This is a genomic window from Roseateles chitinivorans, assembly GCF_002761755.1.
GTDB lineage: Bacteria > Pseudomonadota > Gammaproteobacteria > Burkholderiales > Burkholderiaceae_C > Roseateles > Roseateles chitinivorans.
Map to the genome: position 1 here is coordinate 86,602 of NZ_PEOG01000017.1, position 11,472 is coordinate 98,073.

Annotated in this window: 9 protein-coding genes; 8 read left to right on the forward strand and 1 reads right to left on the reverse strand. The window is 69.5% G+C overall.

Annotated features, from left to right (window positions below):
* The 8 genes from flgJ to CS062_RS27260 all read left to right on the forward strand — a co-directional run bounded on the left by flgJ (window position 1) and on the right by CS062_RS27260 (window position 10,332).
* Window positions 1–888, forward strand: a complete 888-nt coding sequence (flgJ, locus tag CS062_RS08330; RefSeq protein WP_099861120.1) for a flagellar assembly peptidoglycan hydrolase FlgJ — start codon at window positions 1–3, stop codon at window positions 886–888.
* A gap of 38 nt (window positions 889–926) precedes the next feature.
* A complete protein-coding gene (flgK, locus tag CS062_RS08335; protein ID WP_099861121.1) occupies window positions 927–2,903 on the forward strand; it encodes a flagellar hook-associated protein FlgK in 1,977 nt (658 codons plus the stop codon).
* A 35-nt stretch (window positions 2,904–2,938) separates the two neighbouring features.
* Complete coding sequence (gene flgL, locus CS062_RS08340) at window positions 2,939–4,186, forward strand: flagellar hook-associated protein FlgL (protein ID WP_099861123.1); 1,248 nt, start codon at window positions 2,939–2,941, stop codon at window positions 4,184–4,186.
* Between the two features lie 13 nt (window positions 4,187–4,199).
* Entirely contained in the window at window positions 4,200–5,345 is a 1,146-nt protein-coding gene (locus CS062_RS08345; RefSeq protein WP_099861125.1) for an EAL and HDOD domain-containing protein, read from the forward strand.
* A gap of 46 nt (window positions 5,346–5,391) precedes the next feature.
* Window positions 5,392–7,917 carry a sensor histidine kinase gene (locus CS062_RS08350; protein ID WP_143742283.1) on the forward strand — a complete coding sequence of 842 codons (2,526 nt, stop codon included), beginning with the start codon at window positions 5,392–5,394 and terminating at the stop codon, window positions 7,915–7,917.
* Window positions 7,918–8,004: 87 nt separating this feature from the next.
* The gene (locus tag CS062_RS08355) at window positions 8,005–8,337 is read left to right on the forward strand and encodes a helix-turn-helix domain-containing protein (RefSeq protein WP_099861129.1); all 333 of its coding nucleotides are present in this window, start codon (window positions 8,005–8,007) and stop codon (window positions 8,335–8,337) included.
* A 46-nt stretch (window positions 8,338–8,383) separates the two neighbouring features.
* The gene (locus CS062_RS08360; RefSeq protein WP_158238710.1) at window positions 8,384–9,616 is read left to right on the forward strand and encodes a type II toxin-antitoxin system HipA family toxin; all 1,233 of its coding nucleotides are present in this window, start codon (window positions 8,384–8,386) and stop codon (window positions 9,614–9,616) included.
* Window positions 9,617–9,714: 98 nt separating this feature from the next.
* Complete coding sequence (locus CS062_RS27260; protein WP_303645154.1) at window positions 9,715–10,332, forward strand: response regulator; 618 nt, start codon at window positions 9,715–9,717, stop codon at window positions 10,330–10,332.
* Window positions 10,333–10,437: 105 nt separating this feature from the next.
* Here the strand turns inward: CS062_RS27260 and CS062_RS08370 are convergent.
* A partial coding sequence (locus CS062_RS08370) for a PAS domain-containing sensor histidine kinase (protein WP_233217978.1) occupies window positions 10,438–11,472 on the reverse strand: 1,035 nt, incomplete at its 5' end.

Sequence of the window (11,472 nt, forward strand, 5' to 3'; positions counted from 1 at the left end):
ATGGCGCTCTCCACCCCGCTGAGCACCGCCCTGGGCATGGGCGTCAACGGCCTGTCGTCGGACACCCGCTCCGTCGAGCAGCTCAAGTCCACCGCGTCGCGCGACCCCAAGGCCGCGGTCAAGGAGACCGCACGCCAGTTCGAGGCCCTCTTCATGCAGGAAGTGATGAAGAGCATGCGCCAGGCCACGATGAGCAGCGGGATGATGGACAACTCGGCGACCCAGATGGGCGGCGAGATGCTGGACCAGCAGTACGCCGCCAAGATGACCGGCCTGCCCGGCGGCCTGTCCCAGGCGATCGAGCGCCATCTGCAGCGCCAGCTCGGCGTCAAGGACGGCGAGCTGCCGACCGCCAAGGGCGCCGCCAAGGTCCAGCAGCTGCCGCAGCTGGCGGTCAAGAACGTGCAGCCGCATGTGCAGGATTTCATCCTGAAGCATGACGCCGCGGCCAAGTCAGCGCAGGCCTCCACCGGCATCCCGGCGAGCTTCATGATCGCCCAGGCCGCGCACGAGTCCGGCTGGGGCAAGCGCGAGATCCTGAACAAGGACGGCTCGAGCAGCTTCAACGTCTTCGGCATCAAGGCCGGCGCCAACTGGACCGGCAAGGTCGCCGAGGTGCAGACCACCGAGTACGTCGACGGCAAGCCGATGAAGGTGACGGCCAAGTTCCGCGCCTACGGCAGCTACGAGGAAGCGTTCAAGGACTACGCCCGGCTGATCGGCAACAACGACCGCTACCGCGACGTGGTGGCCAAGGCCAACACCGGCAGCGCCGAGGGCTTCGCCAAAGGCCTGCAGAAGGCCGGCTACGCCACCGACCCCGAGTACGCGACCAAGCTGGCGCGCACGATCAACACCACGATGCGCGTGCAGCGCGCGCTGGCCTGATCGCGCGTCGCTGAGGACGAAGGAACGAGGAGCCCGAGATGAGTACCTCCCCGCTGCTGTCGCTGGGCATGCGTGCCATGTTCGCCAACCAGGCGGCCTTGCAGACCATCGGCCAGAACATCGCCAACGCCAACACCGCGGGCTATTCGCGCCAGGAAGTGGTGCTGACCACGCCCGAGGGCCAGTTCACCGGCGCCGGCTACTTCGGCAAGGGCGTGAACGTGCAGACGGTCACGCGCTCGCACAACGAGTTCCTGACCCGCGAGGCCGCGGCCGCCAAGTCGCAGGCCTTCGCCGACACGACCATGCAGTCCCAGCTGGCGCAGCTGGAGAAGCTCTTCCCCACCGGCGCGGACGGCCTGGGCCAGTCGGCCAACGACTTCCTGAACGCGCTGGTCGACGTGGCCAGCCGCCCGTCCGACCCGTCCGCCCGCCAGGTGGTGCTGGGCAAGGCGCAGGCGCTCGCCTCGCGCTTCCAGAGCGCCGGCCAGCAGCTGGCCGACCTGCAGGCCGGCGTCGTCAGCGACATGAACGCCGACGTCAAGCAGGTCAACGAACTGGCCCGGCAGATCGCCGCCGCCAACGACCAGATCGCCCGCGCCTCCGGCAACAGCCACACGCCCAACGACCTGCTGGACAAGCGCGACCAGCTGATCTCGCAGCTCAGCCAGTATGTGCAGGTCAGCACCGTGCCCAATGCCCGCGACGGCACGATGGGCGTGTTCATCGGCGGCGGCCAGGTGCTGGTGCTGGGCGGACAGGCGCAGCAGCTCTCGGTCACGCCCGATCCCTACGACGGCGCGCGCGCGCAGCTCTCCATCAGCGACACCAGCGGCACCCGCGCGCTGGACGACAGCACGCTGACCGGCGGCTCGCTGACGGCGCTGCTGCGTTACCAGAACACCCACCTGCAGGACGCCCGCAACCTGCTCGGCCAGATGGCGACCGCGGTCGCCACCCGCGTCAACGAGCAGCAGAGCCTGGGCCTGGACCTGAAGGCGCAGGCCGGCGGCCCGCTGTTCACGATCGCCGATCCGGCGGTGCGGCCCGCGTCGACCAACCGCGGCGACGCCACCGTCAGCGCCACCGTCACCGACGGCGCGCTGGTGCCGGCGCTCTCCTTCACCGTCACGCCGGACCCGACCGGCACGCCCGACAGCTACCAGATCGCGGTGCGGCCCGGCGGCCAGCCCACGATCATGAGCAACGACCAGATCAAGGCGGCCTACGGCATCAGCCTGTCGACCGCCGGCACGATGCAGCCCGGCGACAGCTTCCTGCTGGAGCCGGTGGCCAATGCGGCGGCCAGCTTCAAGCGCTCGCTCGACGATCCGGCGGGCCTGGCCGCGGCCTCGCCGATCATCGCGACCACCGACGTCAACAACAAGGGCACGGCCACTGTCGACGCGCTGTACGCGGTCAACGACAGGTTCGACAAGAGCAAGCAGCCGGCGACCGTCCAGTTCGGCACCGTCAACCCCGACAACAGCATCAACTACACGATCACGCTGTCGGACAACACCAGCGTCAGCGGCACCTGGAAGGCCGGCGGCAAGATCGGCAACGATCCGGCGGCCGGCGTCGACCTGGGCTTCGAGCTGAGCCTCAACGGCGTGCCGCGCGAGGGCGACAAGATCGCGCTGCAGGTCTCCGACCAGGTGGTCTCGACCAACAACGGCAACGCCAAGGCCTTCGTCGCGATGCAGAGCGAGCCCTTCCTGGGCAAGCAGCTGCAGGCCGACGGCAAGCTCTCGCGCGGCCAGACGGTCAACGAGGCCTATGCGTCGGCGATCGCCGACATCGGCTCGCGGGTGCAGGGCGCGGACTACCTGGCCCAGGTGTCCACCACGGTGGCCTCCTCGGCGGAGCAGACGCGTTCCAGCCAGGCCGGCGTCAACCTCGACGAGGAGGCCGCCAAGCTGATGCAGTTCCAGCAGGGCTACCAGGCCGCCGCCAAGATGCTGCAGGCCGCGCAGAGCCTGTTCGACCAATTGCTGAGCGTCGTCGGCCGCTGACGCGGCGCACGACCCGATTCCAGAAGGACGCCGCCATGCGACTCGCCACCAACAACATGTTCGACGCCAGCATCGCGACCTTGCAGCGCCGCCAGCAGGAGATGCAGGAGGCGCAGCAGCGCCTGACCAGCGGCAAGCGCGTCGAGAAGGCCAGCGACGATCCCACCGGCGCGGCGCGGGCCGAGCGCGCGCGCACCTCGATCGGCCAGGTCGACGCCAGCCAGCGGGCGCTGGAGGCCAGCCGCAACAGCATGACGCTGGCCGAGAGCGCGCTGGGCGATGCCAACGAGCTGATGCAGCAGATCCGCGAGACGCTGGTCGCCGCCGGCAACGCCAGCTACAGCGATCCCGAGCGCAAGGGCCTGGCCACCAAGATCCAGGGCCTGCGCGACCAGCTGCTGGCCATCGCCAACCGCACCGACGGCGCCGGCGGCTACCTGTTCTCGGGCCAGGGCACCTCCGGCACGCCCTTCCTGGACAACCCGGTCCAGCGCGACGCCAACGGCGCCCGCATCGGCGGCGGCGTCGGCTTCGAGGGCATCTCGGGCAGCGTCACCACCGGCAACCTCGAGAACTACCCGCTGAGCGTGGACGGCCGCGCCGCCTGGGAGCAGGCGCGCAGCGGCAACGGCACCTTCGAGACCGGCCCCGCGCCCAACGCGCTGACCGGCAAGGCGTCGACCGGCTACATCGATTCCGGCCGCGTCACCGACCCGGCGCTGGTCACCGGCGACAGCTACAGCATCGTCATCAGCGGCACCGCGCCCTCGCAGACCTACACCGTCTTCAACGAGACGCAGGGCCATGTGCCGGTCGCCAGCGACAACTACAGCGGCGGGAACACCATCAAGTTCGACGGCATGGCGATGACGGTCGCCGGCACGCCGTCCGACGGCGACACCTTCTCGGTCAAGCCGTCGACGGCCGACCTGAAGCTGTTCGAGGTGCTGGACCGGACCATCGAGTCGCTCAAGACGACCGGCCGCACCGCGCCCGAGATCACCCAGACCAACCTGATGAACCTGCGCGACGTGGACGCGGTCATGGGCAACCTGGCCAATGTGCGCAGCCAGGTCGGCGAGCAGATGAACAACCTGGACGGTTCCGAGTCGCGGCTGCAGACGCTGAAGGTTTACAACAAGGCTGAGCAATCTGCCGCAGAGGATCTGGACATGACGCAGGGCATTTCGGACTTCCAGAACCAGCAGACGGGCTACGATGCGGCGCTGAAGACCTACTCGATGGTGCAGCGCATGTCGCTGTTCCAGTACATCAACTCCTGATGCGCCGATCTGCATGAACTCGACACACGCCGTGCTGGGCCAAGTGGCCCTGGGGTACGCGCCCCTGGTTTCCAAGTCCCTCGAGATCGAGGCCACCCGCGTCACGGTCTTCGCGCTTCGTCCTGAAGCGACGCCCGACGCGGGCGCGCTGCTGGCGGCGCTGGCCGAGGCCTTCCCGGCCAAGCCGGTGCTGCTGAACGTCGCGCACGAGGGACTGCTCAAGGGCCTGCTGGCCGCGGCGCTGCCGGGCAACATGAAGATCGAGGTGCCGGCCTTCCTGCTGTCGGACGCCGACCTGGCCGCGCAGGCGCAGGTGCGGGGCGCGCTGCTCAAGGGCCGCTCGGACGCGGCCGGCTTCAAGCAGCTGGTGCTGGACCTGCAGGAGCTGGGCGGCGGTCCGCTGCCGGCCGGCAAGTCGGTGCTGGTCTCGGGCGCGCGCAGCGCGGCCGACTTCAAGCAGGCGCTGGACGGCGGCGCCGCCGGCGTGCTGGGCTGGACGGTGCATGGCGAGTTCGAGGCCCCGGCCGTCCCGGCCACCCGCAACGACGGACAGGCCGACCTGCAGGTGATCGTGGAGCTGATGTCGCGGGTCGACCAGGGCGAGGATGTCGAACGGCTGGAGCAGACGCTCAAGCGCGATCCGAGCCTGGCCTTCAAGCTCCTGCGCTACATGAATTCGGCCGCTTTCGGCCTGTCGGTGGAGGTGTCGTCCTTCCGTCACGCGATCATGCTGCTGGGGTATGCGCGGCTGCGCCGCTGGCTGGCGCTGCTGCTGGCCACGGCCAGCAAGGACCATGCGATGCGCCCGGTGATGTTCGGCGCGCTGCGCCGCGGCCTGGTGATGGAGGAACTGGCCAAGGGCATGACCGATTCCGAGGTCCGGGACGAGATGTTCATCTGCGGCCTGTTCTCGCTGCTGGACCACATGCTGAAGCAGCCGTTCGAGAAGCTGCTGCAGTCGATCCCGGTGCCCGAGCGCGTGCGGCAGGCGCTGGTCGAGCAGACCGGCCCGTACAAGGGCTACCTGGACCTGGTGCAGGCGATCGAGAACGAATCGGTCTTCGACATCCGGGCGGCGATCGACACGTTGATGCTCGGTCCGGACGAAGTGAATCACGCCGTGCTGCGCGCGCTGCACAAGGCGGCGCAGCTCGAGTGATCGCTGCTGCGGGGTGGCGGGAGTGAGGGTCTTCTAAACTCGCCCCGTGTCGCCCCAACTCCCCCTCGCCTCTCCGGACCTCGACGCCCTGCGCGCCCTGATGACAGCGCGCGCGCTGGCGCTTCCCGATCTGCTGGCCGGCCTGTGGGACGGCCCCTGGCCCGCCTTCGTGCTGGACGCGAAGGGCCAGGTCTTGCTGACCAACGCCCGGCTGCAAGGCCTGATGGGCGAGGTCTCCCTGAAGGGCCAGCGGCTGCTGCCCAGCGGCAAGGCGCAGGAGTTGCGCCTGGTCGACGACCGGGGCCGCGAGCACCTGCTCCAGGCGTGGGTTCATCTGCTCGAAGGCGGCCTGGGCCTGGCCCTGCTGCAGGATCACAGCACCGAGCTGGCCGCGCGGGAACGCGCCGAGCGGATGCAATCGGAGATCGACCAGTGGCTCGATCTGTGCCCGCTGCCCGCGCTGATGCATGACGACCAGGGCCTGCTGCTGCGCTTCAACACCGCGTTCAGCGCGCTGTGCCGGCGCCTGAGCCCGCAGATGCCGATCAGCCTGCACGAGCTGCCGCCCGAGTGGCGTGACCTGCTGCATGCCAAGGCGCCGGACTCCGGCCAGGAGTCGCATCGCAATGCGCTGCTGGCGCCGCCCGGCGACCGCCGGCGCTGGATCCGGGTGCGCGCGCGGCGGCTCAGCGGCCCGTGGTCGCGCCCGCGCACGCTGGTGATGCTGGAGGATCGCAGCGCCGAACAGGACCTGGAACTTGCGCAGCAGCAACTGCAGACGCTGATGGACACGGCCGGTGTCGGCCTGGCGACCTTCCAGCCCGAAGCCGGCTGGTCGCGGCCGGGGACCGGCGCGCCGCCGCCATCGCCCGCGCCCGGCGCGGACACCCCGAAGCCGGCGCCCACGCTGCAAGGCGTCAACCGCGAGATGGTCGAGCCCGACTCGCGGGCCGAATACGAGAAGCTGCAGCTCGCCCTCAAGCAGGCGACGCCGACGGTGGCCCGCTATGCGGTGCGGCATCCCGAGCACGGCTTGCGCTGGCTGATGACGCGGGTGGAGATCGGCCAGCTGGCATCGGGCCAGAAGACGACCTCGGTGCTGACCGTCGACATCACCGACCACCAGCAGGCCCAGGCCCGCAACGAGTTGCTGCAGCAGTCGTTGCAGCTGCAGACCGAGCGCGAGCGCGCGGTGCTGGACTCGGTGCTGGTCGGCATCGTGACGGTGGGGCGGCAGGGCATCGAGTGGATGAACCGCTCGGCGCGGCGCATGTTCGGCGGCGACCTGCCGGAATTCGCCGGTCAACCGATCAGCAGCGTCGCGACCGAGGCGCCCGACCATCCGTTCCGCCAGACGCATTACCTGGACGACCTGCCCGAGGGCCAGGCCGAAACCTTCGAGTGCCGGGTCGTCGCCCGCGACGGCCGGGAGTTCTGGGTGGTCGGCAATGCGGTGGCGACCGTGGGACCGGACGGTTCGCGGCAGCTGACCTATGCGCTGCTCGACATCGAGCGCCGCCGACAGGCCGAGGCGCAGAGCCTGCAGGCGCAAGCCTCGCTGCACCGGATCATCGAGGCCGCGCCGATCGCCATCAGCCTGCACGACGCCCGCACGCTGCAGGTGCGCCAGATCAACCAGGCGGCCGCGGCACTGGCCGGCCGGCCCGAGGAGGAACTGCTGGGCGCGAGCCTGGAGGCGCTCTTCGGCAGTGGCGACGAGGCCGAGGCGATCCGCGCCGACATGGAGTTCGCGCTGCAGAGCAGCGAGGTGCTGCAGCGCGAGTACCGGCTGACGGTGCGCGGCCAGGCGCGGATCTGGGATGCGCGGCTGCTGCACCTGGCCGGCGTCAACGACGCCAGCGGCGAGCTCGAGCCGGAGCAACTGCTGCTGGTCGCCAGCGACGTGACGCAGCAGCGCGCGCAGGAAGCGGCTCGCCTGGAGGCGGCGATCGCGCAGCGCGAGCTGCTGGTGCGGGAGGTCCACCACCGGATCAAGAACAACCTCCAGGGCGTGGCCGGCCTGCTGCAGCAGATCGCCGCGCGGCGCCCGGAGGTCAAGGCGGTGATCAACGAGGCGGTCGGCCAGGTGCAGGCGATCGCGCAGGTCTACGGACTGCAGGTGGGCATGTCGGGCCCGCTGCGCCTGCGCAAGGTGGTCGAGGCGGTGATGGGCTCGGTGCAGCGGATGTCGGGCCGGGAGATCCAGGTCGAGGTCGCCGGCACGATGGCCGAGCAGTCGCACCGCTGGGGCCTGCCCGAGGCGGAAGCCATCCCGATCGCGCTGACGCTCAATGAGCTGTTCACCAACGCGGTGAAGCATGGCGGCGAGGCGCCGGTGCGTTGCGAACTGCGCTTCGACCCGGAACAGGTGGTGCTGCGCATCATCAACGCGGGCCGGCTGCCGCCGGGCTTCGACCTGGCGCAGGTGCGCGGCGGCGTCTCCGGCCTGGGCCTGGTGCGGGCGCTGCTGCCGCGGCGCAGTGCGCTGCTGGGCCTGACGCAGGACGGCGAGCAGGTGGTCTGCGAACTCAGCCTGTGGCCGCCAGGGGTGCAGCTTCTCGAGGCCTTGTGACCGAATATAGGCATTAAAAAGGCTTTTAAGTCCTCATAAGATCCATAATTAAGGATTCGATTATGATGACTTCGAAGGAGCCTCGCCTTGAGAACTGTCGCCAAGCCCTATCCCGACGCGCTGATCGCTCAAGCAAGCGCGCTCGGCGCGCGCGTACGAGCAGCGCGCGTTCGGCGGGGGTGGCGCCTGGAAGATCTCTCGGCGCGAGCCGACCTGTCGATCAAGTCGATTGCCGCCATCGAGCGTGGCGATCTCGGAACCGGTTTTGGCGCCTATCTACGGGTGCTCTGGGCACTTGGTCTGAATGAGCCCATCGACATCGTCGCGGACGCTGGTCTCGATCAGACGGGACTCACCTTGGAGCTCAGCACCCAGGGTCGACGCGTGCGCGTGAAGAAGGCGGTCGACAATGACTTCTAGGTCTGCATTCGTCTGGTGCTTTCTTCCCGGCGACACACAGCCCACCTTGTGCGGTCGATTCACCCACGCGCTGGTGGCCAATGGTGCGTCCCAAGGGACTTTCGTCTATGGCCGCCGCTACCTGGAGCGGACCGACGCGCTGCCGATCGACGCCATTGCGTTGCCGCTCAACGATTCAGTCAAAACGACCTCCGCGCTTGGCGGGTTCTTCGGCGCGATCGCCGACGCCACGCCAGACGACTGGGGCCGCTACGTCATTGATCGGGCCTACGGTCAACAAGCATCGCCGGTGGACTATCTGCTGAAGTCGCAGCAGGACCATGTCGGACATCTCGCGTTCAGCCGGTCGCCCGAACAGTTGCCCGAGTGGCTCGAACCCTGGGACCGCTCCTGGCTCGAAGACGCTTGTCGCGCGATCTCGGCGCTGGAACGGCATCGCCCCTTGCCACCTGAACTTGAACGTCAGTTGTTGCCCAACACCGGCCTCGGCGGGGCTCGACCGAAGATCACGATCGCGGACGGCCATTGGCAGTGGCTCGTGAAATTCCCGTCGCGCCGCGACTCGCCGGATGTGCCGATGGCACGGCTGGAAGCTGCCGCGTTGACGCTGGCGAGCCGCTGCGGCATCGACGCGGTCACCCATGAAGTGGTCTCGGTCGGCGACGCCGACGTGCTGCTCGTGCGCCGTTTCGATCGCGCGCCGCGCGAGGGGGGGTGGTCACGTGATGCCTTCCTCAGCGCACGCACGCTGCTCAGCAATGGCGAATCGGGCCAGCGCTACAGCTTCTTCGGTTCCTACCCACGCCTCGCGCGCGAACTCGGACGACTGTCTGCACGCTCCGCGGCCGATCGCCACGAACTGTTCCGGCGGATGGTCTTCAACGCGGTCATCGGCAATGGCGACGATCATGATCGCAATCACGGCATGCTGGCGGATGAAGAGCGTCCCGATGCCTTTCGGCTTGCGCCCGCCTACGACCTTGTTCCGGCCCTGCATCCGCCGCGGATTCGCCAGCAGGCGCTCGGCGTCGGCGACCATGGCGCATGGTCGACGCGCGAGAACATGCTCTCCTCCGCCGCAAGCTTCGATCTAGACGTCACCACCGCGAACGCGCTGATCGATCAGGTGGAGGCGGCGGCGCTCGACCAGTGGGAACAATGCTGTCGTGAGCATGGCCTGACACGGTCCGCGGTCGCCTCGCTGGCGAAATGCGTCCAGCGGATTCCGGACACTCATCTCGCAGCGGATGGGACACCGATCCTCCCGCGACGGGTGTGACCACCCGAAACCGCTCCCGCCGCCCTGCGGCTGCGCACGCGGCATTTCGGTGACAATCCGCGGTCACCCCTCGGGGATGCCTTGGATTCGGGAGCAGCGTGGACAGCGTGAGCAAGGACGTGGGCGCGAGCGGCAAGGGCCGCATCCTGGTCGTGGACGACGACCGGCTGGTGCTCGCCACCCTGACGCATGGCCTGGCCCAGGCCGGCTATGAGGTCCTGGACGCCGACAACGGCGACGACGCCATCCTGATCGCCCGGCAGCACCGCCCCGACCTCGCCCTGCTCGACATCCGCATGGAAGGCATGACCGGCTTCGACGTGGCCGGCTACCTGCGCGACTACCTGCAGCTGCCCTTCATGTTCCTCTCGGCCTTCGCGGACGAGGCCACCGTCGCCAAGGTCAAGGAACTGGGTGCGCTCGCCTACCTGGTCAAGCCGCTGGACATCCACCAGATCGTTCCCGCCGTCGAGGCCGCCTTCGCCAACCGGCCGGCCCGCGCCGACACCGCGCCACCCGCGCCCGCGCTGGAGCCGGCCTCGTCGCTGGCCGTGGTCGAGGCGATGGCGCTTGGCGTGCTGATGCACCGCTATTCGCTGACCCGGGCGCAGGCGCTGGCGCGCCTGGAACGCATGGCGGCGGAGCAGCGCATCGAACTCGGCGAGCAGGCGCGCCGCGTCGTCGAGGCGGTCGAACAGCTCGCGCTCGGCAGCTGAGGACCTTGGCACCGCGGCGCGGCGCTCATCCGGCGCTCAGTCAGCGTTCGTCCCTCGTCGCTTATCCGGCCTGCCAGCCCAGTGGCGGCTGGACGCGGCCCCGATTCAGTTCGGCAGCGTGAAGTAGAAGCGGGCGCCCTGCCCGACCTCGGACTCGGCCCAGATGTCGCCGCCGTGCCGCCGCACGATGCGCCGCGCCGAGGCCAGGCCCACGCCGGTGCCCTGGAAGTCGCTCGCGCTGTGCAGACGCTGGAAGACGCCGAACAGGCGGTCCGCGAAACGCATGTCGAAGCCGGCGCCGTTGTCGCTGACGGCGAAAACGCGCTCGCCCTGGCGCTGCTCGGCCTCGAAGCGGATCACCGCGTGCTCGCGCTTGCCGCTGTACTTCCAGGCGTTGCCCAGCAGGTTCTCCAGGACCATGCGCAGCAGCGTCGGATCACCCTGCACGCGCAGGCCGGGCTGCACCTCGACCTCGACCTCGCGCGCCGGCGACGCGCGGCGCAGTTCCTCCACGACCTGGCCGGCCAGCAGCGACAGGTCCACCGTCTCATGCCGCAGCGCCTGCGAGGACAGGTGGGACAGGGCCAGCAGCGAGTCGATCATGCTGTGCATCCGCGCCGACGCGCCCAGCACGCGATCGAGGTGGTCGTTGCCGGCGCGATCCAGCAGCCGGCCGTAGTCTTCCTTGAGGATGCGGGTGAAACCCTCGACCACGCGCAGCGGCGCGCGCAGGTCATGCGACACGGTGTAGCTGAACGAAGCCTGGTCCGCCCGCGCCTGCTCCGCCGCCTGCATCGCCAGCGCCGCCGGCACCGTCTCCGCCGCGCCCTGCGGCCACAGGCTCAGCAGCGTGCCGCCGCCATGCGGCAGCGCCGTGAGGCACAGCCACCACGCGCCGCAGGCGCTGCCCGATTGCAGGTCGGGCTGGGCCAGTGCCTGGCGCAGTTCCTCGGGCAGGCGTTCCTCGCAGGCGCGCCAGAGCTGGCCCCGCGCCTCCGAGCCGCCCATCATCTGCGCGGCCGCGTCGTTGAAATCGGTCAGGCGGGTCGAGGCGCCGGTGTCCTCGCTGAGCAGCCAGGCCGGACCGGGCAAGGCCTGGAGCCAGTCGGTGGCGCAGGCCGCGGCCGAGGCACCCGGCGA

Coding starts and splice junctions, on each gene's coding strand:
- flgJ (WP_099861120.1), top strand. CDS start 1: ATGGCGCTCTCCACCCCGCTGAGCACCGCCCTGGGCATGGGCGTCAAC.
- flgK (WP_099861121.1), top strand. CDS start 927: ATGAGTACCTCCCCGCTGCTGTCGCTGGGCATGCGTGCCATGTTCGCC.
- flgL (WP_099861123.1), top strand. CDS start 2,939: ATGCGACTCGCCACCAACAACATGTTCGACGCCAGCATCGCGACCTTG.
- CS062_RS08345 (WP_099861125.1), top strand. CDS start 4,200: ATGAACTCGACACACGCCGTGCTGGGCCAAGTGGCCCTGGGGTACGCG.